Source organism: Streptosporangium sp. NPDC000239 (assembly GCF_040300765.1).
In the GTDB taxonomy this organism is placed as follows: Bacteria; Actinomycetota; Actinomycetes; order Streptosporangiales; family Streptosporangiaceae; genus Streptosporangium.
This window is the reverse complement of sequence record NZ_JBEPEI010000001.1, coordinates 385,471-408,875: the sequence shown is the minus strand read 5'-3', so window position 1 is coordinate 408,875 and position 23,405 is coordinate 385,471. Positions and strand designations below refer to the sequence as shown.

General features: G+C 71.5%; 27 protein-coding genes. 13 read left to right on the top strand and 14 right to left on the bottom strand.

The features are described 5' to 3' along the window. Nucleotides 1-67: 67 nt before the first annotated feature. Nucleotides 68-628 (bottom strand): TetR/AcrR family transcriptional regulator, encoded by a 561-nt coding sequence (locus ABT340_RS01855; RefSeq protein ID WP_352009445.1) that lies wholly within the window; start codon nucleotides 626-628, stop codon nucleotides 68-70. 104 nt (nucleotides 629-732) lie between these two features. Between ABT340_RS01855 and ABT340_RS01850 the strand changes: the two genes are divergently transcribed. Next, nucleotides 733-1,068: a rhodanese-like domain-containing protein gene (locus ABT340_RS01850; RefSeq protein ID WP_352008738.1), complete on the top strand. Its 336-nt coding sequence runs from the start codon at nucleotides 733-735 to the stop codon at nucleotides 1,066-1,068. Nucleotides 1,069-1,117: 49 nt separating this feature from the next. On the opposite strand, the gene ABT340_RS01845 is transcribed toward ABT340_RS01850, so the two are convergent. Next, complete coding sequence (locus ABT340_RS01845; protein WP_352008737.1) at nucleotides 1,118-2,725, bottom strand: DUF885 domain-containing protein; 1,608 nt, start codon at nucleotides 2,723-2,725, stop codon at nucleotides 1,118-1,120. A 117-nt stretch (nucleotides 2,726-2,842) separates the two neighbouring features. Between ABT340_RS01845 and ABT340_RS01840 the strand changes: the two genes are divergently transcribed. Continuing rightward, a complete protein-coding gene (locus tag ABT340_RS01840; protein ID WP_352008736.1) occupies nucleotides 2,843-3,163 on the top strand; it encodes a GroES family chaperonin in 321 nt (106 codons plus the stop codon). Nucleotides 3,164-3,266: 103 nt separating this feature from the next. On the opposite strand, the gene ABT340_RS01835 is transcribed toward ABT340_RS01840, so the two are convergent. The 3 genes from ABT340_RS01835 to ABT340_RS01825 all read right to left on the bottom strand — a co-directional run bounded on the left by ABT340_RS01835 (nucleotide 3,267) and on the right by ABT340_RS01825 (nucleotide 5,388). Further along, nucleotides 3,267-4,217: a TolB family protein gene (locus ABT340_RS01835; RefSeq protein ID WP_352008735.1), complete on the bottom strand. Its 951-nt coding sequence runs from the start codon at nucleotides 4,215-4,217 to the stop codon at nucleotides 3,267-3,269. A 235-nt stretch (nucleotides 4,218-4,452) separates the two neighbouring features. Next, on the bottom strand, nucleotides 4,453-4,932 hold the full coding sequence (locus ABT340_RS01830; protein ID WP_352008734.1) for a TIGR02611 family protein: 480 nt from the start codon (nucleotides 4,930-4,932) through the stop codon (nucleotides 4,453-4,455). Between the two features lie 63 nt (nucleotides 4,933-4,995). Then, a complete protein-coding gene (locus tag ABT340_RS01825; protein WP_352008733.1) occupies nucleotides 4,996-5,388 on the bottom strand; it encodes a VOC family protein in 393 nt (130 codons plus the stop codon). Between the two features lie 159 nt (nucleotides 5,389-5,547). Between ABT340_RS01825 and ABT340_RS01820 the strand changes: the two genes are divergently transcribed. Both ABT340_RS01820 and ABT340_RS01815 read left to right on the top strand, forming a co-directional pair. After that, on the top strand, nucleotides 5,548-6,468 hold the full coding sequence (locus tag ABT340_RS01820; protein WP_352008732.1) for a phosphotriesterase family protein: 921 nt from the start codon (nucleotides 5,548-5,550) through the stop codon (nucleotides 6,466-6,468). Nucleotides 6,469-6,471: 3 nt separating this feature from the next. After that, nucleotides 6,472-7,350, top strand: a complete 879-nt coding sequence (locus ABT340_RS01815; RefSeq protein ID WP_352008731.1) for a sugar phosphate isomerase/epimerase family protein — start codon at nucleotides 6,472-6,474, stop codon at nucleotides 7,348-7,350. A 9-nt stretch (nucleotides 7,351-7,359) separates the two neighbouring features. On the opposite strand, the gene soxR is transcribed toward ABT340_RS01815, so the two are convergent. Further along, entirely contained in the window at nucleotides 7,360-7,836 is a 477-nt protein-coding gene (gene soxR / locus ABT340_RS01810) for a redox-sensitive transcriptional activator SoxR (protein ID WP_352009444.1), read from the bottom strand. Nucleotides 7,837-8,000: 164 nt separating this feature from the next. Between soxR and ABT340_RS01805 the strand changes: the two genes are divergently transcribed. Beyond that, nucleotides 8,001-8,822 carry a patatin-like phospholipase family protein gene (locus ABT340_RS01805; protein ID WP_352008730.1) on the top strand — a complete coding sequence of 274 codons (822 nt, stop codon included), beginning with the start codon at nucleotides 8,001-8,003 and terminating at the stop codon, nucleotides 8,820-8,822. A 36-nt stretch (nucleotides 8,823-8,858) separates the two neighbouring features. On the opposite strand, the gene ABT340_RS01800 is transcribed toward ABT340_RS01805, so the two are convergent. After that, nucleotides 8,859-9,101 carry a helix-turn-helix domain-containing protein gene (locus ABT340_RS01800; RefSeq protein WP_352008729.1) on the bottom strand — a complete coding sequence of 81 codons (243 nt, stop codon included), beginning with the start codon at nucleotides 9,099-9,101 and terminating at the stop codon, nucleotides 8,859-8,861. A gap of 484 nt (nucleotides 9,102-9,585) precedes the next feature. Between ABT340_RS01800 and ABT340_RS01795 the strand changes: the two genes are divergently transcribed. Continuing rightward, nucleotides 9,586-10,545, top strand: coding sequence for a LysR family transcriptional regulator (locus ABT340_RS01795; RefSeq protein WP_352008728.1), 960 nt, complete (start codon nucleotides 9,586-9,588; stop codon nucleotides 10,543-10,545). A gap of 202 nt (nucleotides 10,546-10,747) precedes the next feature. Beyond that, on the top strand, nucleotides 10,748-12,187 hold the full coding sequence (locus ABT340_RS01790; RefSeq protein WP_352008727.1) for a hypothetical protein: 1,440 nt from the start codon (nucleotides 10,748-10,750) through the stop codon (nucleotides 12,185-12,187). Nucleotides 12,188-12,214: 27 nt separating this feature from the next. Here ABT340_RS01790 and ABT340_RS01785 read toward each other — a convergent pair whose 3' ends face one another. Then, nucleotides 12,215-12,880: an AIM24 family protein gene (locus ABT340_RS01785; RefSeq protein ID WP_352008726.1), complete on the bottom strand. Its 666-nt coding sequence runs from the start codon at nucleotides 12,878-12,880 to the stop codon at nucleotides 12,215-12,217. Between the two features lie 312 nt (nucleotides 12,881-13,192). Here ABT340_RS01785 and ABT340_RS01780 point away from each other — a divergent pair, with 312 nt between their 5' ends. Next, on the top strand, nucleotides 13,193-13,570 hold the full coding sequence (locus ABT340_RS01780) for a hypothetical protein (RefSeq protein ID WP_352008725.1): 378 nt from the start codon (nucleotides 13,193-13,195) through the stop codon (nucleotides 13,568-13,570). Between the two features lie 18 nt (nucleotides 13,571-13,588). Here the strand turns inward: ABT340_RS01780 and ABT340_RS01775 are convergent, their stop codons facing one another. After that, entirely contained in the window at nucleotides 13,589-13,975 is a 387-nt protein-coding gene (locus ABT340_RS01775) for a hypothetical protein (protein WP_352008724.1), read from the bottom strand. Nucleotides 13,976-14,103: 128 nt separating this feature from the next. Beyond that, nucleotides 14,104-14,976, bottom strand: a complete 873-nt coding sequence (locus tag ABT340_RS01770; RefSeq protein WP_352008723.1) for a CPBP family intramembrane glutamic endopeptidase — start codon at nucleotides 14,974-14,976, stop codon at nucleotides 14,104-14,106. Nucleotides 14,977-15,161: 185 nt separating this feature from the next. On the opposite strand from ABT340_RS01770, the gene ABT340_RS01765 reads away from it, so the two are divergent. Genes ABT340_RS01765 through ABT340_RS01755 form a run of 3 tightly spaced genes read left to right on the top strand, consistent with a single transcriptional unit; the run spans nucleotide 15,162 to nucleotide 17,655 of the window. Further along, the gene (locus ABT340_RS01765) at nucleotides 15,162-16,502 is read left to right on the top strand and encodes a sensor histidine kinase (RefSeq protein ID WP_352008722.1); all 1,341 of its coding nucleotides are present in this window, start codon (nucleotides 15,162-15,164) and stop codon (nucleotides 16,500-16,502) included. Next, nucleotides 16,475-17,155: a response regulator gene (locus ABT340_RS01760; RefSeq protein WP_352008721.1), complete on the top strand. Its 681-nt coding sequence runs from the start codon at nucleotides 16,475-16,477 to the stop codon at nucleotides 17,153-17,155. Before ABT340_RS01765 ends, ABT340_RS01760 begins: the two co-directional genes overlap by 28 nt. 56 nt (nucleotides 17,156-17,211) lie before the next feature. Then, complete coding sequence (locus ABT340_RS01755) at nucleotides 17,212-17,655, top strand: cytidine/deoxycytidylate deaminase family protein (protein WP_352008720.1); 444 nt, start codon at nucleotides 17,212-17,214, stop codon at nucleotides 17,653-17,655. Nucleotides 17,656-17,695: 40 nt separating this feature from the next. Here the strand turns inward: ABT340_RS01755 and ABT340_RS01750 are convergent, their stop codons facing one another. The 3 genes from ABT340_RS01750 to ABT340_RS01740 form a co-directional block, all read right to left on the bottom strand. Continuing rightward, nucleotides 17,696-18,412: a maleylpyruvate isomerase family mycothiol-dependent enzyme gene (locus ABT340_RS01750; protein WP_352008719.1), complete on the bottom strand. Its 717-nt coding sequence runs from the start codon at nucleotides 18,410-18,412 to the stop codon at nucleotides 17,696-17,698. A gap of 259 nt (nucleotides 18,413-18,671) precedes the next feature. Next, on the bottom strand, nucleotides 18,672-19,370 hold the full coding sequence (locus ABT340_RS01745; protein ID WP_352008718.1) for a TetR/AcrR family transcriptional regulator: 699 nt from the start codon (nucleotides 19,368-19,370) through the stop codon (nucleotides 18,672-18,674). Nucleotides 19,371-19,477: 107 nt separating this feature from the next. After that, entirely contained in the window at nucleotides 19,478-20,095 is a 618-nt protein-coding gene (locus tag ABT340_RS01740; RefSeq protein ID WP_352008717.1) for an NADPH-dependent FMN reductase, read from the bottom strand. 413 nt (nucleotides 20,096-20,508) lie between these two features. Between ABT340_RS01740 and ABT340_RS01735 the strand changes: the two genes are divergently transcribed. Both ABT340_RS01735 and ABT340_RS01730 read left to right on the top strand, forming a co-directional pair. Next, nucleotides 20,509-21,699 carry an acyl-CoA dehydrogenase family protein gene (locus ABT340_RS01735; protein ID WP_352008716.1) on the top strand — a complete coding sequence of 397 codons (1,191 nt, stop codon included), beginning with the start codon at nucleotides 20,509-20,511 and terminating at the stop codon, nucleotides 21,697-21,699. 72 nt (nucleotides 21,700-21,771) lie between these two features. After that, entirely contained in the window at nucleotides 21,772-22,386 is a 615-nt protein-coding gene (locus tag ABT340_RS01730; protein ID WP_352008715.1) for a helix-turn-helix domain-containing protein, read from the top strand. A 4-nt stretch (nucleotides 22,387-22,390) separates the two neighbouring features. Here ABT340_RS01730 and ABT340_RS01725 read toward each other — a convergent pair whose 3' ends face one another. Next, nucleotides 22,391-23,281 carry a tryptophan 2,3-dioxygenase gene (locus ABT340_RS01725; RefSeq protein WP_352008714.1) on the bottom strand — a complete coding sequence of 297 codons (891 nt, stop codon included), beginning with the start codon at nucleotides 23,279-23,281 and terminating at the stop codon, nucleotides 22,391-22,393. Nucleotides 23,282-23,405: the final 124 nt, after the last annotated feature.

The following is a 23,405-nucleotide window of genomic DNA, read 5'->3' as shown; positions in this document are numbered from 1 at the left end:
GCTTCTCCGACAGTCCAGGGCGAATCGGGCATCTGCACGTTCGCCTGCACGTTCGGCTGCACGATTCTCACCCCGTGACGAGCGCGCGCACGGCCTTTCTGGCGCGCGCCGGGCCGTACTCGGCGACCAGGGCCGTCATGTGCTCGGCGGCCAGCGGCGCGAGCAGGGCGTGGGCCAGGGGGTCGGCGTCGCAGCCGGGACGGGCCTCGGCGAGCAGGATCGCCACGTGCCGGTGCCAGAACCGGTAGGCGCCGATGCGGTAGCGGGCGCCGGGACTCGCGGTCTCCGACATCCTGACCAGGTCGAGGTGGGCCAGCAGATAGTCGAGGTAGGCCTCGACGAACGCGGTCAGCCGTTCGGCGGCCCGCGCGCCGGGCCCGAGGGGTGCGGGACCGGCCAGGATCGCCTCCTGCAGTTCGCGTTCCCGTTCGTCGAGGAGCGCGACGGCCAGGCCCGACCTGTCGCCGAACCTGCGGAACAGCGTCCCCTTGCCCACGCCCGCCTCGGCCGCGACCGCGTCCATCGAGACGCCGTCCACACCTCGTTCGCGGAACAGCCGCGCCGCGGCGGCCAGCACCTTCGTACGGTTGCGCGCGGCGTCGGCGCGTTCCCTGGGCGGCTCGCCCATCAGCACGCGCAGCGGCTCGTTTGACGAAGCGGACTGCGGTCCGCTAATTTCTCTCCTGTTCACACAAACGGACTATAGTCCATTTATCCTTCGAGAGGCCGGTCATGACCCAGTTGATCACCCGCGACGAGCTGAGGACCGCGATCGAGGCGGGTTCCGTAATCGTTCTGGACACCCTCGGCGGCGAGTACTACGCGCAGCAGCACCTGCCGGGGGCGATCGCCCTGGTCGAGAGCGAGGTCGCCGAGCGCGCCGCCGGGCTGCTCCCCGACAAGGACGCCGCCATCGTCACCTACTGCTCCAACCCCTCCTGCGGCAACAGCGAGGCGGTGGCCAGGCGACTGACCGCGCTCGGCTACACCCACGTCCGCAAGTACCGCGAGGGCATCCAGGACTGGGCCGAGGCGGGCCTGCCCATCGAGTCCGGCCTGCCCGCCTGACACCCACGTCGGCCGGATCCCCTGCCTCGCCGAGGACCCGGCCGACGTCCTACCCCTCCAGGGCGACCCTGCGGGCCAGGCCGAGGGGGAGGCCGCCGGAACCCGCCAGCCTGTCGTGGAAGGCGCGCAGGTCACCCCGTCCCGCGGCCAGGTAGTCGTCCCGGATGCGGTCGATCTCCAGGGCGCCCGTCAGGTAGGACGGCGCCTGGGTGGGCCAGGCGCAGTAGCGGTCCACCTCGCCCTTGGCGGTCCCCGGGGTGAGCGTGGACCTCGTCGTCATGAACTCCTCGGCCTCCTCGACGGTCATGTCACCGCAGTGCAGCGAGGTGTCCACGATGATGCGGGCCGCCCTGAAGAGCCGGAAGTCCAGATGGGCGAGCTCCTGGGCCGCCGTGGTGAAGTAGCCCTGCTCCCGCATGACCTTCTCCACGTACAGGCCCCAGCCCTCGACGAAGTACGGCGTGCGGAACAGCTTGCGGACCCGGCGGGGGCTGCCCGCCACCCAGGACAGGTGCCAGTGGTGACCGGGGTAGGCCTCGTGGACGGCGATGGAGGGCATCTGCGCCCTGGCGTTCGTGCGCAGCCGCTGGCGGACCTGCTCCCCGGTGAAGGAGTCGGGGGTGAAGGGCACGAAGAAGTGCCCGATCCGGGAGGCGGACAGCGGCGGAGGCTGCAGATAGGAGGCGACGGCGAGGATGGGCCGCTGGAACTCCGGAGAGGGCACGACGCGGCACTCCTCCCCCTCCGCGAACGTCACCAGGCCGCGTTCGCGCACGAACCGCCTGGCCCGCTCGGTCTCGGCCTCGTACTCGGCCCGCATGTCCTCAAGGGTCGGCGCGTGGTCGTCCTGGAGCGCGGTGACGGCCGCGTGCCAGTCTTCGGTGCCGCCGGGCAGCCGAAGCGCGACCTCCCGCATCTGCGCGTCCAGTTCCTCGTAGGCCTCCTGACCGCGCTTGAGCAGTTCGGCCGCGCCGTACCCCAGTGTCTCCCGCTCGTACAGCAGCCTGGAGTACAGCTCCTCCCCCATCCGCCAGGTGCCGCCCGCCCGGAAGCCCTCAAGGAAGACGACCAGGTCGTCGAAGGCCGCGGCGGCGGGCTCCGCCGCCTCGGCCAGGCGGGCGCGCAGCCGTTCGTCCTCGACCAGGCCGGGGACCGTCACGGTGAGGAAGTTACGCGCGGTGCGCGCCTGACCGAGCCCCCGCCTGACCAGCAGCTCGGAGGCCAGCGCCGGGTCGAGGTTGGCCCGGCAGGCGGCCAGGACGCCGGGGACCTCGGCCAGCCGGGCCACCGCCGCCTCGACCAGCTCGGCCTCGGGCGCCAGGCGCTGCAGGAACGGGCTGAACATCGAGCCGAAGACCGTGCCCACGTAGACCGCGGGGTCACGCCGCCAGGTCGGCCAGTCCTCGTACGCCAGGGCGCCCCGCAGCGTCGAGACGACGAGTTCGCGGTCGATCTCCTCCTCGAACCCCTCCTCCTGGGGGGCCCTGGCGAGGCGTTCGAGCCAGCGCCGGGACTCTCCCTCCCTGGCCAGGAAGCCCGCCTCGGAGAGGTCGCCGAGGGTCCGGTCGTAGCCCTCGGCCCCCAGCAGGGTGGCCTGGACGGGGTTGCTCTCCAGGTGCCAGGCGACGAAGTCGTTCACGAGCTCAGAGGACGTCATAGCGGAAAATCCTACTTTCGGCCCCTCGGGGAACTTCAAGGCTCGCCTGGGCCCTGCGCCTGACGGGTCCGCCGGATCACCGGTGGCCCGGGGGCGCCGTTCCCATAAGCTTCTACTGTGGGTGACCCGAAATTCGAGATTCAGATGCTCCACGACCGTGTCATGGTCAAGATCGAGCAGGAGTCAGAGGAGCGCCGCAGCACCGCGGGCATCGTCATTCCCGCGACGGTGAAGATGGCCAACCGGCTGGTCTGGGGTGAGGTCTGCGGCGCGGGGGCGAACGCCCGTTCCGTCAAGGTCGGCGACAAGGTCCTGTTCAACCCCGAGGAGCAGTACGAGGTCGAGGTGCACGGGCAGCTCTATCTCGTCATGCGCGAGCGCGACCTGCACGCCATCGCCACTCCGCAGACCGACAACGGCACCGGCCTGTACCTCTGAGCCATCAGGCGCGCCGCGCCTCCATGACCCGCCGGACGGCGCCCATGCGTCCCGGGACGGTCCCGTACGGCCGGGCACCGCGAGGCGGCGCCCGGCGGAGCGGTCAGCTACGGGTGTAGCTCAGATAGATCTTCCTGTTCCAGTCGCGCGCCGAGACGTCGGCCAGGACCCGCAGGCCCTTGCCCTTGACGTCCACGACCACGACCTTGTAGACGCCGGAGCCGGGCAGGACGGCCACGAAGCTGCGCTCGTCCCACCAGCCGAGCAGGGCCTTCGGCTTGACGCCCTTCACCTTGACCGCGATCTTGCCCGAGCTGCGGTCCCAGACGCAGACGTCCTCGGCGTAGCTCGCCGGGCACCAGGTCATCAGCCCCTTGCCTGAGGGGGAGAAGACGTCCTCTCCTCCGCCCGGGGCGCCGGTCTTGGCCAGGGTGCGCCTGGCCGTGCCGTCCTGGCCGTAGAAGCGGACGCCACCCTGGTGGGCGGCGACCAGCTGGGCGTTGTCCGGGGTCCAGCGGAACGTGGCGGCGGGGTCGACCCCGGAGACGGTCACGGTGCGGGCGGTCTTCGCGGCCACGTCGACGATCACGAACCCGGTCGTCGTCCAGCCTCCGGCCGCCTTGCGCTGGACGGTCAGGACCACCTTGCGGCCGTCGCGGGACCAGTGGGCGAAGTGGGCGACGAACGGCTTCTGCACCGTCTGGATCTTGACGGCCTTCTCCGAGACCAGGTCGGCCAGCAGCACCGAGTCGTGCCCCGAGCTGTAGGAGCTGGGCACCGCGAGCGCCTTGGTCCCGCCCGGCGCCACCGTGATCTCCTGGTACCCCTTCTGCTTGGCGAACGCCTCACCTCTGCGCAGGTAGGCGAGATTGCCGAGGGTGTAGGAGGAAACCGTTAGCGGGTCCGCGGAGCTCTCCCTGACGGTCACCCCGGTGTCGGGCAGGGTGACGTCCGCCGGCAGGGCGGCGTGGGCCGCGGACGGGGCGAGCACGGTCAGGCATGCCGCGATGACAGCGCCACCGAGCGTTTTGTTGATTCCAGGAGTCACAGGCACGGGCGCAGCCTAGGGCGGGAGCTACTCATAGTTTGTGATCTATACCGAATCGGTTTCCCTGACAAGGGCGGCCTTCGGGAACGGACTGCTGGGATTCGCCCAAAGAGGACCAAGAAGAGGATGGTTGGGGGTGATTCCAATGGGGAACGGGAGAAATCGGAGACACGCGGGCCGGGCGGGGCTGATCGTCGCCATCCCCGTCCGGCCGGGCGTGTACCGTGAGCGTGGCCGGAGGTCAGCGGCTCAGGAAGGCGCGCGCCTCGGCGATCAGGTCGATGTGAAGGCTGAGCCTCAGACCGTAGTAGACGATCACCGTCGCGGTCACGGCGGCGGCCAGGACCACCAGGATCTTGACCGTCCAGCCCTGGCGCCCGAGCCAGGCGGTCCAGGCGGCCAGCGTCCGCCTGCCGAACTGCAGCAGGCGGTGCGCCCAGTGGAACTCCGTCGCCAGCACGGCCAGGCCCGCGAAGACGACCAGCCAGCCGGGCCCGGGGAAGGGCACCATGATGAGGCCGGCGACGACCAGCACCGATCCGATGACCCCGATGACGATCTTGAGGGTGAGGCGGCCGGTTCTGGTGGACCTGACACCGTCGAGCCAGCCGTGAATGCCCGAACGCCGGGCCGCCTCGTCCTTCAGGACGTCGGCGTCTCCGGTCTCGGACGGACGCCCGGAGGCGTCGCGTTCGTCATGCATCCCGTTGGAAGTGGCCACTCGATCCCCTGGACGTTGGTTTCGTCAAAGAATAGGCGCCTTCGAGTGGATCGCGCTCAATCCTCAGTTCTTGAGCTCGGCGACGATCAGCGTGTTGCCGTCAGGATCGGCCAGGTGCAGCGAACGGCTCTCGGCGTCCTCCCGCTCGTTCCACACCCGCACGCCGTACTCACCCAGGCGCCGGGAGAGGCGACCGAGGTCGGTGGTGTAGAGCACGAGCGACGGCCTGCCGCCGGGTGCCCGCTCCCGGCCGGCGGCGGGCATGAGCCACACCCCGACCGGCTCCTGCCCCGGCAGCCCGACGTGCAGGTAGCGGTAGCCGTCGTCGGTCCGGTCGTGGAGCACGGCGAAGCCGAGGACGTCGCGATAGAAGGAGAGCGCCACGTCGAGGTCGCCGACGGGCAGGACCATCCGGCCGACGGCGGAGAGCGGGGTTTCCGGTGAGGTCGCGATCATGGGAGGGACCCTAGCCGGGGTGACCGACGTTTTCCGGCCGCGACCGGGCGTTACGCGCCCTTGGGGATGACGAGACCCCGAAACGGCCCTGACAAGTCAAAGGTAAAAACCCTGGTGAATTGGGTGATTTTAGCCCCAAAAGTGGGTTAATGTCCGTCCATGTCTGAGGCTCCCCTTGTCAAGACCGTCAGTGTGAGGACCGTGAGCGGCCCCTGCGCCGTGTCCGCCATCACCGGTTCGGTCCTGCCCCGCGAGCGCCTTCGTGCCGACCTGCGTTGGGCGGCGGGTGTCCCGTCCGACCCGCACCGCTGGCTGGACGAGGAGGACGCGGCCTCCGTGGAGCTGCGCGAACTGCGCAGGTCCGACGGGCTCGGCCTGGTGGTCGAGCTCAGTTCCATCGGAACCGGTCGCGACGCCGCGACCCTGTCCAGGATCTCGGCGTGCAGCCGGGTGTCCGTGATCGCCGGAACCGGCTTCTTCGCCGGGCCGTTCAGCCCGCCGTGGGCGTTGACCGCCGACGTGGACACGCTCACCGCCCACCTGATGGACGAGATCGACAACGGCCTCGACGGGACCGGTTCCCGTCCCGGGGTGATCGGCGAGATCGGCTCCTGGGACGAGGAGCCGACCCCCGCCGAGGAGCGGTTCGCGGTCGCCGCCGCCAGGGCCTCCCTGGCCTCCGGCCTGCCCCTGGCCGTCTCCGAGCGCGGTGGCCTGCCCCTGCTGGAGATCCTCCTGTCCGAGGGGGTCCCCGCGCACCGGATCAGCGTCGCCGACGCGGGCACCGACCCCATGACCGCGCACAAGGTCGTCGAGTCGGGCGGTTACGTCTGTCTCACCTCCATGGGCGGCGACCGGCTGCGGGACGCCCTCGACCTCATCGAGGACGGCTACGCCTCCAGGCTGCTGCTCAGCAGCGGCCTGTCCAGGGTCTCCGAGATCGAGCGGTACGGCGGCGCCGGCTACAGCCACCTGTTCCGCACCCTCCTGCCCAGGCTCCGCGAGGCGGGCATCGGTGAGGGCGCCATCCGCATGATCACCCATGACAACCCCCTCCGCTGGCTGACCTGCACGACATAGGCCATGTCGATCAAGGTCGCGAACGCGCCCGTCAACTTCGGGATCAACCGGGCAGGGGGCGGTACACCGAGCCCCGACCTCCTGCTCGACGGGCTGGCTGAGGCCGGTTACGAGGGAATCGACTCGGGGCCGATCGGCTACCTGGGCACCGGCGGCGGACTGCTCGACCGGCTGGCCAGGACCGGGATGGGCCTGGCGGGCGGCCAGGTGGACCTGCGTTACGACGACGAGGACGCCTTCGCCGCCGGACTGGCCGGGCTGTACACGGCGCTGGCGATCTTCGCGAGCGTTCCGGTGGCCGACCCGCGCTTCGCCCCCCGCCTGACCCTGGCCTGTCCGCCGCACCGCAGGCGGTTCGCCCAGGGTGTCGCCCCCGGCCTGCCCGGCGAGGCGTGGGCCGACTTCGCCTCACGGGTGCAGGAGGCCGCCGACCGCTGCCGGGACCGCGGTCTCGAACCCGTCTTCCACCACCACCTGGGCACTCTCGTGGAGACCCCCGAGGAGGTCGAGAGGCTGCTCGACCTCACCGACGTCTCGATCTGCCTGGACACCGGCCACTTCTGGCTCGCCGGAGGTGACCCCGTGACCGCGCTGCGGCTGTGGGGCGACCGGATCAGGCAGGTCCACCTGAAGGACGCCAGCAGGCGGGCCCGCGACCGGGCGCGGGCCGCAGGCGGCGACCTGGCCGCGGTCATCGCGGGCGACGCCTTCCCCCCGCTCGGGGCGGGCGAGGTCGACCTCGCGGGTGTCCTGCGCGAGCTGCGCGACTACGAGGGCTGGCTGGTCGTCGAGCAGGACGCGCCCGGCCCCGGCCAGGACGTCGGACGCGCCATGGCCGACCAGCGCGCCAACCGGCTCTGGCTGAGCGCGCACGGCCTCTGAGGACGGTCCTCAGGCGACCCCGGCCTTCGGCGGGTCGCAGTCCACCGGGCACTCCCGTGGGCGCAGCATCAGCCGTGAGCCGGGGCCGCCGGCCGCCGCCTTGTCGTCGGGGTTGATCAGCGCGCAGCGGTCGAGGGACAGGCAGCCGCAGCCGATGCAGTCGGTCAGGCCGTCCCTGAGCAACTGCAGCTGCCTGATGCGGTCGTCCAGCTCGCTCTGCCAGGCCGCCGAGAGCCTGGCCCAGTCGTCGCGGGTCGGGGTGCGCTCGTCCGGCAGGGCCGACAACGCGTCCTGGATCGTCCTCAGCGGGATGCCGACCCGCTGCGAGACCCGGATGAAGGCGATCCTGCGCAGCGTGTCACGGCTGAAACGGCGCTGGTTGCCGGCCGTACGGCGGCTGCTGATCAGGCCTCTGGCCTCGTAGAAGTGAAGGGCGGAGACGGCGACCCCGCTGCGCGAGGCGAGCTGGCCGACGGTGAGCTCCATGTTCGCGGACACATTCCACTCTAACGCGACCTTCACCTTGATTGAGGTTGCGCGCTGGAATCACGACCTTTCCCCATCCGGCGTGGATCGTCCTCCCGGGGGCTCGAACCGGTCGGGGATGCGCGACTCGGGCGGACACTCCCCGCGACCGCGACAATGGGGACATGACGAGAGCACTGGTGCTTGGCGGCGGAGGAATCGCGGGAATCGCGTGGGAGGCGGGCATCGTGACCGGCCTGCGGCGGGCGGGCCTTGACCTGGGTGAGGCCGATCTCGTGATCGGCACGTCCGCCGGATCGGTCGTGGGGACCCTCATGACCACCGGCGTCGACCTGGAGGAGGCGGTCGTCGCGCAGGCGGAGGCCGAGCCCGCCGCGTCCCCGCAGGTCGACCCCGAGGCGGTGATGACCGTCTTCGGCCTGCTCCACGACTCCTCCCTCGACCCGGAGGAGGCCAGGCGGCGGGTCGGCGCGCTCGCCCTCGGCACCGGGGACACCGGGGCCAGGACCGAGGAGATCGGCAGGCGGCTGCCCGTGCAGGAGTGGCCGGAGCGCCGGCTGCTGGTCACCGCGGTCGACACCGCGACCGGCGGGTTCGTGGTCTGGGACCGTCACTCGGGTGTCCCGCTGTCCTCGGCCGTCGCGTCGAGCTGCGCCGTGCCGTGCGTGTTCCCGCCCGTGGAGATCGGCGGGCGCCACTACATGGACGGCGGAGTCCGCTCGGTGACCAACGCCGACCTGGCCGCGGGCAGCTCCGCGGTGGTCGTCGTCGAGCCGCTGGCGCATCTGGAGACCAGGGAGCGCTTCGAGGCGGAGGTCACCACGCTCGGGGACGCGGCGGTCGCCCACGTGGCACCCGACCAGGCGGCGATCTCCGTCTTCGGGATCGACATCCTCAACCCCACCCTGTGGCGACCGGCCTTCGCCGCGGGCCTCGCCCAGGCCCCCGACGTCGCCGAGGTCGTGGCCAAGGTCTGGCGGTCCTGACCGTACGGCCCGGCGGGCGCGGACCCGTCCGGGAGGTCAGCGCTCGACGCTCCAGTCGTGACGGCCGATGGCGTAGGACCCGCCGTCGGCCGTCAGCCAGCCCGCCCTGGTGAGGGTCTCGACGCTGTGCCGTACGGCCTGCTCCGGCAGGCCGGTGGCGTGGACGATCTCCTCGACGCTCGCGGTCCTGGTGTCGACCGCGAGCACGGCCACCGCCTCGTAGACGCGGGTGTCGGTCGTGGACAGCGCCTGGACGTCCGCCTGTCGTTCCTCGCTCATGCTCCGCTCTCCTTCCCGGATCGGCTTACGGCCCCAGGACCTTGTCTCACCCCTTTCGGGCGTGTTACTCCGGGTGATCCCCGAAAGCCTTTCCACGGCCCCCTGCGGGCCCCCTGCGGGCCTTCCAGGAGCCCTGGCCGGGACCCGCGGCGTCGTGTACGGCCTACGCCCCGGCCCGTATGGCGACGGAGATATTCATGTTCGTGTTTCTCTGGTGTGATCTATCGACACTTCGCCCGATGCGTGCATAAACGTCCCATTGCGAGTAACGTGCGGATGACAGGGCTCTCGGAGCAGGTCTTCCCCGGTGGGACCGCGTGGATCGGCTCCCGTTGTCACGGGCCTCCACCTGCCCCGTCCCGCCTGCGCCGCACCTCTCGGCATTCCTTGTTCCCTTCTCATTGGAGCGCTTTCACGAAATTGAGTCAGATTTCGTGACACGGTTTGCATTGCGGCCATAACGTCTTAGCCTTACCTTCCCGGTATGGATCTCGAGCTCCGACACCTCAGGATCGTGCGCGCGGTCGCAGAGGCCGGGAGCGTCACCAAAGCTGCCAGCCATCTCGGGCTGGCACAGCCCGCGCTGACCGCGCAGCTCAAACGGATTGAGCGAGTGCTCGGGGGAGCTCTTTTCGAACGCGACCACAACGGTGCGCGGCCCACACCTCTCGGGGAACTGGTGTTGTCCAGGGCGATGGTCTTGTTGCCGGCCGCCAGGGAACTCCAGGAGGAGGCGGTCCGCTTCGCCAACGCCACCGGTGACATCCCCCGTTACCGGCTGGGAGCCACCAACGGTCCCATTCTCGGCGGGCTGGTCGACCGGCTCGCCAGGGCGTGGCCGTCGACACCGGTCAGCACGTACACCTCGTGGTCGGCCAGGGAGCTGACCACGATGGTGATGCTCGGCCGGATCGACTTCGCGCTCATCGGCGCCTGCGGGGAGAGCGCCCCGCCGGTCGAGGGACCGGTGGTGTGGCTGACCGTGGGCATGGACCCGGTCTTCGTCCTGCTCAACGAGGACCATCCCCTCGTGGATCGGAAGGAGGTGACACTGGCCGAACTGGCAGGCGAGAGCTGGGCGGTCACCCCGGGTGACAGTTGCTTCGGGGACTGCTTCGCCACGGCGTGCGCCCGCGCGGGCTTCACGCCGCAGACCATCTACGAGACGGACGTGGCGACATGCATGCACCTGGCCAAGGTCGGCCGCGCGGTCGTGCTGTGCCAGGCGACCTTCCAGCCGACACCGGGAGTGGCGCTGGTACCGCTCGTGGACGCGCCGCTGCGGTGGCGGCAACTGCTCGGCTGGCATCCGGAAGGCCCGGGTGCGCGAGCCGCCGCCTCGATCGTCGAGCACGCCAAGGCGGCCCACGCCGACGCGGTACGGCAGAGCGTCCGCTACGCCGCGTGGCTCGCCGACAACCCGCGTTTCGGCACCTCTCCGTGACGCGACGATGAGACATCCGGCGCGGAGCCCGCGGAGAACCCGTACCCCCCGCGTTCACCACCCGCCCGGCCAGAACGGCCGGGTCCCGACCCCCCGTCCCCGAACGCCGCCGCCCCTTTCCGAAGGGACGGCGGCGTCCTGACGTTCCGGCCCCGGCCGGGGCCCGGTGCGGCGGATCGGGAACGTCGAGAACAATGGACGGGTGAGTGAGCTTCTTACGCTGAGCGAGGGCGCGGTGCTGACGCACCTGGCCACCAGGGCCGAGCTGACGGACGGCACGCTGCGGGCCGTGGACGACCTGCGGCTGTGGGCCCGTCTCGCCGACGGCGACGGGCTGCCGCTCGCGGGGGGCGGCACGGTGCGCACCGTGGTCGAGGCCGGCGAGCCGTACCTCACCGGGCCTGAGGGCTGGCTCTCGGCGGTGCGGCCGGAGGAGGTGGTCGCGCTGCGTCTGCGCGGGGGCGGGTTCGAGCTGTCCACCACGACGCTGGCCGGGTTCTCCGCCGAGCGGGCGGTCCGGGTCACCGAGGAGTTCGCCCAGCGGGCCTTCGAGGCGCTTCGCGCCTTCGCCGAGGGACTTGAGCCGAGCCCCGGGGTCTCGATCGACGTCGCGGTCCTCGGTCTGCTGGCCAAGGACCCCGAGACGTTCGCCGATCCGCTGCCGCCGCTCGCCCCGCTGCTGAACGGCGCCTCGCTGGAGGTCCGGGGCGGCCGGGTCGGCATCGTGGGCGCGCCGTGGGAGCCTGACTCCGTCGCCGACCTCGCCCCGCTCGACGTCGTCAGGCTGGCCCTGGTGCGCAGCGCGCTGCGCACCTACGGGGAGGGCGCCGACCTGTCGCGGGCGCTGACCTACCTGGGCCGCTCGGCGGCGGTGCTCACCAGGATCGCCGACGAGGTCGAACGGGAGCCGCTGCCCGCGCGGCTCGTCGAGGCCCTGCCGCGCACCGACCCCGCGGCGCTGCTGCTGGCCGCCAGATCGGCCGAGGGCGAGGGCCGCTCGTTCGAGGCGTCCGGGATCATCGCCGAGGTGCTGGCGCTGTCGCCGGGGCTGGCTCCCGCCGAGCGGGACGCGGCCGAGTACGCCGCGTGCCGTACCGACCCGGGTGATCCGCTGCCCGCGCGGGCCGCGCACCTGTTCCGCGGCCTGCTGGCCTACGGAGACCGCCCGGCCAGGCGCCGCCTGATCGACGACCTGGTCGGGTTGAGCGTCCGGGTCGCCGAGCCCGCCCTGGCCGACCTGGCGCTGTTCGAGAACGACGTCGTCGGCGAGTTCCTCGACGCGCGGGGCGAGTGGCTGCGCGAGGACGAGGTCCGGCTGCTCGATTCGTGGCGCGGGACGCCGCTGCGCCTGTGGGAGGTGCTGGGCGTCCACGACGACCGGATCACCCTGCGCGACGCGGCGGACGAGGCCGGGCGGCCGGTCACGCTGGCCGACGAACTGCTGCCCTCCCAGGCGCGTCCGGGCGACCTGATGCTGACCAGGCTGCTGGACGACGGGACCGGGCCGCACGTGTTCGGCCATCCCTTCAAGGTGGACCCGGCACGCCGGGAGGAGATGCTCGCCCTGCTCACCGACCCGGTCGACCCCTACGCGATCGCGGCCTTCTTCCGGCGCGCCGCCCGTCCCGCGCCGCCCCGGTGACCCCGGCCGGGATCTCCCGCCGGGGTGTCAGCCGCCGTTCTGCGGGACGATCGGGCCCTCGCTCGCCTGGACCAGGACGAACCCCTGCCCCTGGAAGGCGAGCTGGACCGCCTCGCCGCTGCCGCGCCCGATGAGCGCCGAGGCCTTGAAGGTGCGGTTGACGCCGACGCGCAGACCCGTGCTCCAGCACACCGCGGACTGGCTGTCGGCGTAGGTGGGCATACGGGAGGCGTCGAGCAGGACCGGAGCCCCGTGCGCGGTCACGGCCACCCACCCGGTGCCCTGGACGGTGGTGTTGAACAGACCGCCGGTGGCGATGCCCGCGCCCTGCACCCGCTGGATGTCCCAGGTGAGTTGCGGATCGAAGGCCAGCAGGTTCCTGCCGTTGACGGTGATCGCCTCGTTCTCCAGGTAGAACAGGTGGACGTCGTCGGCGTTGTCGGCCAGGAAGAGCAGGCCCTGGCCCCGCACGCGCATCAGGGGCGCGCCCTCCCCGGTGACCATCTTCTTCAGCAGGCGGCCCACGCCGCCGCCCTCGTAGTCGAAGTCCATCTGCCCCTGGAAGGCGACCATCGACCCCTGCCGGGCCAGAACCTCCCCGTTCAGGTGCACCCGCAGCATCTTGGCGTTCTGCAGGGCGAAGTGACCGGGAACCTGCCCCTGGTCGAGGTTTCCGAAGAACGAGCTACGCACAGGCGATGCCTCTCGGTGTCGGGGGATTCACACCGGAATGACGCGTGGGACGACAGAGGAGTTCCCCCCGAGCCCAAAATGCCCAACCATCAGGCGAATCACCGAAAAATCACTACATCTGGTCGTTACGCTACCGCCTCGTGAGCGAGTCCGGACGGGCGGGTGGCGAAGACCGGCCATCGGCCCGTCCCGCCGGGCCCGTCCTGCCGTGACGGTGGGCGACCCGCCCCCTGTCGACAGGACCGGAATTGCGATTAATGATCGTAAATAATCGCGACTGCCGCCGGGGCAGCGCATGTCCAAGGAGATGACGTGACCGCCGAGATCGCGGGCTGGCTGTTCCACACCATCAGGCGCGAGGTCGCCGGAGCCGAAGCCCTCGCCGCGGAGACCGACCTCGTCGCCACCCTCGGGGAGAGGACCCTCGGCCCGGGAAGCGGCCGAGGGTTCATCGACCACATCCGCTCGAACAGCGAGGCGAAGATCAGGATCGTCGAGATGTTCACCAGGAACCGGGCCGTCCTCGACGGGCTCGAAGGCCGCATCCGCGAGGGCGAGAGCCTCACCGCGGGTGAGGCGCACGCCCTGGCCGTCGCCGCCATCCGCGACGAGGTGCTCACCGAGGCGCTCACCGAGACGGCGTACGGCTACCGCCTGCGTCCCGGCTGGAAGGAGGAGTGGAAGCCCTGACCGGGCCCCGGCCGCCCGTCAGGTGAACGCGTAGCACTCGACCTCGGCGCGGCGGTAGGTCAACCCCTTGGCGACCGAGTCCCGCACGCACGCCCGCTCGGCGGGGCTCAGCCGCAACCTGCCGCACACGGAGACCCCGGAGTACTCACGGCAGTCCAGGTCCGGGTTCTCCTCGCCGCCCGCCCGGTAGTCCTGCCTGACCGTGTCCCGGCACTCGGCCCTGCGCCGCGCCGTCGCGGCGTAGGAGCACTGGTTGAGGAGCGTCTCGTACTGTGACCGGCTCACCGGTGTCCTGCCGTTGTCCTTCGGCAGCGCCCGCGCCGCGGTCCCGGTGCCGGTCCCGGTGACGACGAGCCCGACCGTGGTGACCATGACAAGAGCCGTGACGGCGATGATGCGTTTCATGGCGCCCCCCTGTGACCAGTCATGACATCCCTCTGTGACCAGCTCTCAATCCACAGTAACGGGCGCATGGCAAAGAACACTTCCGGGGCGTGAGACACCGGCTGGGGCCGCCGTGAACCGCCGTCCGGTCAGCCGGCCCCGACGGCTCCTGCGGCCCTGCCGCTCCCGGTGACGGCGTTCCTCGGGGAGCGCCTCCCCCGCCCGCCGACGACGACCAGGATCGAGGCCAGGACGAGCGGGCCCATCACGATCAGGTCGGTCGCCGAACCGCCGAACCGCGCGCCCTCCTTCCCCAGCAACATGCCGACCAGCAGGAACAGGACCATGTTGTTGCCCGCGTGCGCCAGGCTCGACGGCCAGATGCTGCCGCTGCGCTGGCGGAGCCAGCCGAGAAGGATCTCCTGGAACTGGAAGGAGACGGTCCAGATCAGCAGCCCGGCCACGACGTCGGCGTACTCGACGTACCCGAGGAAGGCCAGGGGGTAGTGCCAGGCGCCCCAGATGAGGCCGGTCACGACGGAGGCCAGCACCGGGCGGCCGGGAAAAAGGCGCAGCCGCAGGTAGCCGGTCCAGCCGAACTCCTCCCCCCAGTACAGGGGGGACAGCAGGGGGATCAGGCCGACCAGCAGCAGCAGGAAGGCCCACCCCGGCAGGCCGGGAAGCACGTCGTCGAACGACGCCAGGCTCGGGTCGGCCAGTCCCGTGGCCGCGGCGATCCCGGCGGACATGACCACCAGCGCGGGCGGGCCGAACCAGGCGGCCAGGTAGTAGGGCCAGGCACTTCGCAGCCGGAGCGCCAGGCCCGCGTCGCCGAACCCCTCCCCTGTCACCCAGCGGCGTACGACGAACGCCGCGATCGCCGGGACGAAGGCCATCGACAACTGCGCCAGCGGGTCTGCCAGGGACATCCCCAGCAGCAGCCGTACGGCGAACATCCCCGCCCAGGAGACCCCGAAGGTGATGAGCAGGTAGGCGAGCACGCCCCTGTCCTTCCACGCCACCGCCGTTCCGCCTTTCTCTCGTTTCCGTTCACATCCGGGACCGTCCCGGACGCCGCGTCAGCACATCACCCGCCCCGGGCCACGGTCACTACGCCGGAACACCCGATCCGGGGGTGGCCGGCCGTACCCGGGAACTACCGCCAGACGGATGGGACGGGACGAGCCAGCGGGCTAGCGTGGGGCGCGTGCCGTCCCGAGAACCGAGAACCCCGCTTGAGGCGGTCACCGACCGCCGTTTCCTGGCCACGGGCTGGCCGTGGCGCTCCGCGGGCTACCTGCTGACCGGGATTCCGCTGACGGCGGGGGCCGTGCTGGCGCTGGGGGCGCTCGCGTGGCCGTGGGGCCTGGTGCTGCTGCGGCAGGCGCGCGGGCGGCCGCTGTCCCCCGGTTCCGCCGTCGCGCTCATCCTGCTCGGCGCCGGGCTCGTGGCCCTCTGGCCGGTCGTGGCGACCGCCCTGGCCAGGGTCGAACGGCTGCGCACACGCATGGTCGGCTCCCCGCCGCTGGTCTCCGGGCACCGCGCGCCGCCCGCGCCGGGGGCGTGGCCGTGGCTGCGGACCCGTTACACCGAGGCGGCGACCTGGCGCGAGCTGGGTTACGCCCTCCTGCTCGCCACGGCCGGGCCCGTGGTCTACGCCGTCGTACTGCTGCTGGCGCTGCTGACGGTCTCGTTCCTGACCGCCCCCTTCCTGGTGGCCGGGGAGATGGACCCGGTCTCCCTGGGCTTCACCGAGGTCGGCGGCCTCGGTGAGGCGCTGCCGTACGCGTTGGCCGGCCTGGTGCTGCTGCCGCTGCTGCCCTACCCGATCGCGGTGCTCGCGGGCGCGCAGGCGGCGCTCGCGCGGGCGCTGCTCCAGGGCGGCCCCGGCGAACGGCTGCGCGCCCAGCTGGTGCAGGTCTCACGCTCCCGCGCGCGGCTGGTCGACGCCTTCGAGGCCGAACGGCGGCGCATCGAGCGCGACCTGCACGACGGCGCCCAGCAACGGCTCGTCGGCCTCACCCTGCAGATCGGCATGGCCAGGCTCGACGTCCCGCCCGGCTCCCCCGCCGCCGAGGCCATGGCGCAGGCCCACGGCCAGGCGAAACAGTTCATGGCCGAGTTGCGGGAGCTCATCCACGGCATCCACCCCCGGGTACTGTCCGACCAGGGGCTCGCCGCCGCCTTCGACGAACTCGCCGACCGCTGCCCGGTGCCGGTGACCGTCCGCGCCGACCTTCCGGAACGGCTGCCCGCCCACGTCGAGGGGACGGCCTACTTCGTGGCGGCGGAGGCGCTGACCAACATCGCCAGGCACAGCGGCGCCACGCGCGCCGCCCTCACCGCGAGCGCGCCGGGCGGCCTCCTCGTGGTCGAGATCTCCGACGACGGCCGGGGCGGGGCGGACCCGCAGGAGGGAACCGGTCTGACCGGCCTGGCGGACCGGGTCTCCGTCGCCGGCGGCAGAATGCTGATGTCCAGCCCGCCCGGCGGACCGACCCTGCTACGTGTGGAGATCCCTTGCGGTCAGAACGACCCGTCCGAGTAGTCGTCGCCGAGGACGCCGTGCTCCTGCGGGAGGGGCTCGCCGGGCTGCTCGCCAGGTTCGGCTTCGAGGTCGTCGCCGGGGTCGGCGACGCCGAGGCGCTCGTGGCCGCCGTCGCCGAGCACTCCCCCGACCTGGTGGTGACCGACATCCGGATGCCTCCCGGCTTCACCGACGAGGGGCTGCGCGCCGCCGTCGAGCTGCGCCGCGCCCGTCCCGGGCTGGCGGTGGTCGCGCTCAGCCAGTACGTCGAGCAGAGTTACGCCTACGAGCTCATCGACTCCGGGGAGGGCAGGGGGATCGGCTACCTGCTGAAGGACCGGATCGTCGACGTCGAGGAGTTCGCCGCCGTACTGCGCCAGGTGGCCGACGGCGGCACCGTGGTCGATCCGTACGTCGTGCGCAGGTTGTTGCGCCGCCACCACGACCCGCTCTCGGCACTGTCCGAGCGTGAGCGCGAGGTCCTGGCGCTCGTCGCGGAGGGCCACTCGAACACCGCGATCGCCAGGATGATGTCCATCTCGGAGACGGGCGTGGGCAAACACGTCGGCAACATCCTCGCCAAGCTCTCACTCCCGCCGGACGAGGGGACCAACCGCAGGGTCCTCGCGGTGCTGGCCTACCTCAGGAGCCAGGAGGACCACCCGGGAACCTGAGCACCACGGACAGGGCCGGTAGCGTTGCGGGGACGGGTTCCACCGGAGGGGGAGAGTTGGACGACCACGAGTGGCTGCGGCTCGCGTGTGACCTGGCCGGGCTCTGCCCGCCCTCCTCGACCGCCTTCTCGGTCGGCGCCGTGGTGGTCGGCGCGGACGGCGTGGAGATCGCCAGGGGGCACTCCCGGGAGACCGGCCCCCACCTGCACGCCGAGGAGGTCGCGCTCTCCAGGGTCTCCCCCGGTGACCCCCGGCTGCCCGGCGCGACCGTCTACAGCAGCCTGGAGCCGTGCAGCGTGCGCCACTCCCGCCCGGTGCCCTGCAGCACGCTGATCATCGGCAGCGGGGTGCGGCGGGTCGTGCTGGCCTGGCGGGAGCCCCTGCTGTTCGTCGACTGCCGCGGCGCCGAGGAACTCACCGCGGCGGGCGTCACGGTGCTGGAGATCCCGGGGCTGGCCGAGGCCGCGCGCAGGCCGAACGCGCACCTCCTGGCGTCCTGAGGACGGGCGAGCCGTACGGCCTGCCGGAGGGGCCGCGGGGTCAGGCCAGGCAGCGCAGGGCGGCTCTGACCTTGCGGTCGATCGGGTAGTCGTCGGGGAGCCTGCCGACGGTCGCCTCGACGAAGATCGGTACGGGCAGCTGGGTGGCCGTGCCGTAGGCGTACACCCAGATCCGTTCCGCGGTCGGCTCGACCTGGGCCTGCGAGCCCTGCTCGGCGAGCACGAAGACCGCGACCCTGGCCCGCCACCAGGCCCGGTCGTCGGCCTCCTCCTCCGAGACGGGCGCCCCGACGTCGTCGGCGTGGGTGGCGTACTCGGAGTCGTAGTGGAAGGTCTGCAGCCCGACGGGGTACGGCCCGGCCAGGGTCGGCAGCGACGCCTCCCGGCCGAGTGCCCGCATGCGCGCGCGGGTCTCGCCGTTGGCCTCGCGCCACTCCTGGAGCACCTCCTCGACGGGCAGGTCCCTGCGGCGGCGCACGCACCAGTCGTTGAAGGCGTTGAACCCGCCCTCGACCCCCTCGCGCCTGAGCATCGCCGAGAACCCGTCGAGGTCGTCGTCGAGGCAGGCGTGGTTGTACAGCTCCTCCCCCGCCAGGTGCCCGAGGACGTCGCGCACCGACCAGCCCGCCGCGCGGGAGGGGCGGTTCCAGCCCTCCTCGTCGAGTCCGGAGAAGTACCGGTCGAGGCGGGCCGCCTCGGTGTCGAAGATGTCGAAGGGGTCGAGATCCGGCAGGGGATCCTTGGGTGATGAGCTCATGTCATGAGCGATACCCCGCCCGGCGCGAGGGGCAACAGGCGGCATCACCGCAGGTCAGCACCTGTGGTGATGCCTGTGGTCACGCCGCTCACGGCCGGGTGCCCGGTTCCGTGCCAGGGCTTGGGACCCCGTCGCGACCCGGACCGCGCCGCCGGGCCCGTGGGGTTCGGCGGCCTCAGCCGGACGCTCCCCGATCCGGCCCTCGGCGGTGACACGGCCCGGCTCGCCGGCGCTCCGGTCGCGGGCCCGATGACGTGGTCTACGACCGGGGAGCCGGGGAGGTGAGGTGGGCGAGACCGGCTCGGGCCAGTTCGTCGCGCAGGTGCGCCGCCGACTTCGGCAGCCCCGGCCCGCCGCCGAGGTCGTAGGCGGTCAGGAAGCTGCTCAGGCACATGTGGAAGACCGTCAGCAGGGCCGCCTCCGGGTCTTCGTGCCTGATCTCGTCCTCGTGGCGCAGCACCGCCAGCCTGAAGGAGGCGAACATGCGCTCACGGGCGCGGAGTTTGCGCGCCCTGAGCGGCTCGTCGTCCGTCGAGTGCTCGGCGAGGGGGTGCACGGCCTGGGAGGCGACGTCCTCGGACAGGCAGGTGACGAACGCGAGCACCACGTCCGCCAGGGTCGTCTCGGCCCGCCCCAGCCGTTCGGTGAGGTCGTCCTCAAGGCGGGTGAGGATCATGTCCCCGACCGCCCGCATCAGGCCCTGCTTGCCGTCGAAGCGGCCGTAGATCCCGCCGATGGAGATGCCCGAGGCCTCGGAGACCGCGGCCATCGTGAAGCCGTCGACGCCGTCGCGCGCCAGCACCGTTCTGGCGGCGTCGAGGATCTGCAGGGCGGAGCGGCGGCTGCGGCGCTGCTGGGGCTCCTCAAGCAGACCCTCGTGCAGGCCGGGCAGCCAGCTGCCCCCCGCGTGGTCCTCGGGGCCGCCCTTCCCGGGGGCGGTCGCCGGGCCTCCCGACATGCCATTCCCTCCGCCCAGCGTGGACGCGCGAGGGGCCCCGTCGGTGCTGCCGACAGTGTTGCCGTCGGTGTCGCCGTCAGCGGTGCCGTCGCCCCTCGGTCCGGTTGTCAGCGCGTTCCCACCGTAGCAGTATCCGAAGATCCGTTCTGATGTGCGCCGCGTACCCCCCGCGGCGGGGGGACGACGCCGCGCCCGCAGACCTCGAGTCCCACGGTGCGCAGCTGGGTGAGCACCCGCTCGTCGGGCCTCCAGCCGCGCCCGTCACGACCCTCGGCGACGTTGAGGGCCGCACCGAGGGGGGTGGGCCAGCCCCGCAGCGCGTGCACGATGGTGCGCAGTGCCTGCAGCGTCGTGACGGCCGCCTGCCAGCCGTACGCGGTGGTGACGCAGCCGACCGCGCGGCCCGTCAGGTAGGGGCGGGCGTCGTCCCTGAGGTCCTCGGCGTAGTCGAGGGCGTTCTTGACCAGACCGGAGACCGACCCGTGGTAGCCGGGAGAGCAGACGATCACACCGTCCGCCGAGCGCAGCGCCTCGACCAGGCGCCTCCCCGGGCCTCCCGGTGGGCGCGCCGGGTCGTACATCGGCAGGCCGGACAGGTAGTCGGCGCCGAACAGCTCGGTCCTGGCCCCGGCGGAGGCCGCGGCGTCGAGGGCGAGGCGCAGGGCGTTCTCGCTGCTTGAGGAGGCGCGTGTCGTGCCCCCGAGTCCGACGACGAAGGGCTGCATTCCACTGTCTCCTCTGTGGGGAGGGGGTTCGGCCGGTCGTGCGGGCGGGGACCCGGACCGACGACATCGGTCAATCCGAATCAGTATTCTTTTTCGAGTATCCGGCGCTCTCCTCGCTCCGTCAATACCGCGCAACCGACAGCCGGGCACTTCGGTCAAGCCTTGACTTAGAATCCGAATACGGATTTTACTTAATTCGAAGCGCGGGTACGGCTCTCGCGCGGCAGGTCCGGCGGACGGTCGCCTCGACGTCCGGTCCGGACCCCACCGGGCGGCGCGGCCCGGCCGGTTGACGGACGTCCCGGCGCGGCGGTGCGCGCAGGTCGAAGGCCCGGGTTCCAGCTGCTCGTCGGGTATACGACCGCAAGACGGGAGAGGTCATGACTTTTCAGGAAAACGGGGCGACTTCCGCTATGAATGGTGAGGACACCGTCAGACAACGGATAACCGACCTCACCCGCAGAGCCGCGCTCCTGCGCAAGGAACTGCCGGAGAGCGCCGCCGAGGTGGACGCGGCCAACGTCGACACCACGTTCGCAATGCGGCGGATCTGGGAGGAGGGCCTGTTCGCCTTCTGCCTGCCCCACAGGTTCGGCGGGATCAACGACGCCAGGCCCGAGCTGTACACCGAGGACTTCTTCAGGATCGCCCTGGACATCATGGCGGGCGACTCCTCGGCCGGGATGAACTTCGTGGTCCAGGCGCTCGTGACCTTCGAGATCTTCCGGGAGGGCAACACGCTGCCCGAGTCGACGAAGGTGGAGATGGCCCGCCTGATCCGCGACGAGGGTGTCAGGCTCTGCGCCTCGAACTCCGAGGCGGGGGCGCCGGGACCCGTGACGGCCAGGCGCGTCGAGGGCGGTCTCGTCGTCAACGGCACGAAGGCGTTCAACACCAACAGCGGCGGGGGCGGGTGGGCCTCCGTCGGCCTCACCCTTGAGGGAAGGAGGGGCCGCTACAACGCGCTGCTCCCCCTCGACCAGCCGGGCGTGACCATGAAGCACGACTGGGACACCATGGGCCAGCGGGGCACCCACAGCCAGACCATCGTCTACGACGAGGTGTTCGTCCCCGACGGCTACCACTTCAACGGCAACGGCGCCTCCCCGTCCTTCCTGTCCTACGTCTTCCTGATGCACGCGGCGATCATGCTCGGGCCCGGTCTCGGCGCGTTCGACGCCGCCCTCGACTACGTGCGCAAGCTGGACCGTCCGAGCTTCCCCGAGTTCGAGAGCGCGACGGAGGACGTCCTCGTCCGCCGCCGTATCGGCGGTTGCGCGGTCGACCTGCGCGCCGCCCGCGCCTTCCTCCTGGACACCGCCCGCAGGATCGAGCGGTGCGACCTCGACGAGGACCCGACGGAGCTGTTCGTGGAGGCGTTCGGCGTCAAGGTCGCCTGCATCCGGGCGGCGCTGAGCGTGACCCAGGAGATCTTCGATCTCACGGGCGCGCGCAGCACGGCCAACAAGTACCGCTTCGACCGTTTCTGGCGTAACGCCCGCACCTTCGCCACCCACGACCCGACCGACGCCAAGGAGGTCTGGATCGGCGACTGGTACCTCACCGGCAAGGAACCGCCGATGGCGGCGATGCTGCGGGTCTGAGCCCGCGGGCCGTACCGCCGTGCTCCGTGAACTATGTTTGGCGGGAGCGAACAAGGCGGAGGAGGAGAGCCGGTGGCCGTGCCGGAGCACCAGGGCGACGCGAGAGCGGGGGTCCACGGCGACGTCGGCGCCAGGATGCGGCGCTTCCGCAAGGAGCGCGGCCTGACGCTGCGCGGGCTCGCCGCCGCCTCCGGCCTCTCGATCGGGTTCCTGTCCCAGGTCGAACGGGGCATCTCCGCCATCGGCCTGACCGCCCTGAACGGCGTCGCGGCGGCGCTCGGCCGCAGCGTCGGGGACTTCTTCGGCGAGGAGCCCCGGCAGGAGGAGCCGCAGGCCCCGCAGCCGCCCGGCCACTTCACCCTGACCCGGGCGCAGGCCGGGGCCACCGAGTACATCTCGGGACAGCAGACCTACCGCATGCTCTCCGCCCGTGGCCGCAACCTCGTCCTCGAACCGCTGCTGGTGCGCATCGCCCCCGGCGGGCGGCGCGAGGACGCCTACGGCCACCCGGGTGAGGAGTTCGCCTTCGTGCTGGAGGGCGAGCTGATCTACGAGGTCGACGGCGTCGAGCACCGCCTGTACCCGGGTGACAGCGTGCACCTGAGGTCCGCGGTCCCGCACAGCATGTACAACGACACCGACCGGGTCACCACCGTGGTCTCGGTGGTCACCCCCCGGCTCTTCTGAACCGCTACATCGCCGTCCTGGCCGACCACAGCTCGGGGAAGACCTCCCGGCGCAGGCTGCGCTCAAGCCAGCTCAGCCCGCTCGAACCGCCCGAGCCCGGCTTGGCCCCCATGGACCTGCGCACCGCCATGAGGTGACGGTAACGCCAGTCGGAGAAGCGCTCGGACAGGTCGGTGAGCGCCTCGCCCAGGGCCCACAGCTCATCGCCCGGCCCCCGCTCGGCGTAGACCCTGACCCAGGCCGCCTCGACCAGCGGGCTGGGGACGTACTCCGCGGCGAGGTCGTGCCGCACGGGGATGTCGAAGCCCCTCCTGGCCAGCAGGGCCAGCGTGCTGTCGTAGAGGCTCGGGGCCCGCAGGGCGTCGAGCAGCTCCTGGTGGACCTTCGGGTCCCGGCGGTGCGGGCGGATCAGCGACTCCGACTTGTTGCCCAGCAGGAACTCCAGGTGCCGGTACATCGCCGACTGGAATCCCGAGGCCTCGCCAAGCTCGTCGCGGAAGGAGTTGAACTGGGCGGGGGTCATCCAGCCGAGCGCCGTCCAGGCCGCGTTGAGCGCCTCGAAGTGGCGCACGCTCCTGACGATCACCGTGGTGGCCCCGGTCACGTCGTCCTCGTCGAGCAGCCCCCTGGCCAGGGTCCACTCCGCGCGCAGCAGGCCGAAGTAGAGCTCCATGACCTGGGTGGTCACCAGGAACGCCAGTTCCTCGGGCACGTCGGTGACCGTCCGCTGCAGGCCGTGCAGGACCTCGGTGCCGACGTACTCGTCGTAGGGGGTCCGTGCCGTGAACTCCAGTGTGGGCGCGCCCGCGTTGGCCGCCGCCCGGTCGGCGCGCCCGCGTTTGTCCATCACCCCGACCCGGCCTGCCCCCGGGCCTCTGGTGCGCCTCGTCGTCATGTGGCCTCCTTCGTTCAGCTATATGTTCACGCTTGCTGAACGTTCCTGAAATCAGGACTGTGAGGTGATTAGCGCCTTTCGCCTTATGCACCGAAGGTTATCGGCGGATCGGGTTTCGACATGA

Excerpts from the sequence above, each read along its gene's own strand:
- ABT340_RS01750 (WP_352008719.1), bottom strand. The coding sequence starts at position 18,412 with ATGAGCTCATCACCCAAGGATCCCCTGCCGGATCTCGACCCCTTCGAC.
- ABT340_RS01820 (WP_352008732.1), top strand. The coding sequence starts at position 5,548 with ATGTCTGAGGCTCCCCTTGTCAAGACCGTCAGTGTGAGGACCGTGAGC.
- ABT340_RS01825 (WP_352008733.1), bottom strand. The coding sequence starts at position 5,388 with ATGATCGCGACCTCACCGGAAACCCCGCTCTCCGCCGTCGGCCGGATG.
- ABT340_RS01800 (WP_352008729.1), bottom strand. The coding sequence starts at position 9,101 with ATGAGCGAGGAACGACAGGCGGACGTCCAGGCGCTGTCCACGACCGAC.
- ABT340_RS01725 (WP_352008714.1), bottom strand. The coding sequence starts at position 23,281 with ATGACGACGAGGCGCACCAGAGGCCCGGGGGCAGGCCGGGTCGGGGTG.
- ABT340_RS01855 (WP_352009445.1), bottom strand. The coding sequence starts at position 628 with ATGGGCGAGCCGCCCAGGGAACGCGCCGACGCCGCGCGCAACCGTACG.
- ABT340_RS01735 (WP_352008716.1), top strand. The coding sequence starts at position 20,509 with ATGAATGGTGAGGACACCGTCAGACAACGGATAACCGACCTCACCCGC.
- ABT340_RS01845 (WP_352008737.1), bottom strand. The coding sequence starts at position 2,725 with ATGACGTCCTCTGAGCTCGTGAACGACTTCGTCGCCTGGCACCTGGAG.
- ABT340_RS01805 (WP_352008730.1), top strand. The coding sequence starts at position 8,001 with ATGACGAGAGCACTGGTGCTTGGCGGCGGAGGAATCGCGGGAATCGCG.
- ABT340_RS01745 (WP_352008718.1), bottom strand. The coding sequence starts at position 19,370 with ATGTCGGGAGGCCCGGCGACCGCCCCCGGGAAGGGCGGCCCCGAGGAC.
- ABT340_RS01775 (WP_352008724.1), bottom strand. The coding sequence starts at position 13,975 with ATGAAACGCATCATCGCCGTCACGGCTCTTGTCATGGTCACCACGGTC.
- soxR (WP_352009444.1), bottom strand. The coding sequence starts at position 7,836 with ATGGAGCTCACCGTCGGCCAGCTCGCCTCGCGCAGCGGGGTCGCCGTC.
- ABT340_RS01850 (WP_352008738.1), top strand. The coding sequence starts at position 733 with ATGACCCAGTTGATCACCCGCGACGAGCTGAGGACCGCGATCGAGGCG.
- ABT340_RS01740 (WP_352008717.1), bottom strand. The coding sequence starts at position 20,095 with ATGCAGCCCTTCGTCGTCGGACTCGGGGGCACGACACGCGCCTCCTCA.
- ABT340_RS01815 (WP_352008731.1), top strand. The coding sequence starts at position 6,472 with ATGTCGATCAAGGTCGCGAACGCGCCCGTCAACTTCGGGATCAACCGG.
- ABT340_RS01795 (WP_352008728.1), top strand. The coding sequence starts at position 9,586 with ATGGATCTCGAGCTCCGACACCTCAGGATCGTGCGCGCGGTCGCAGAG.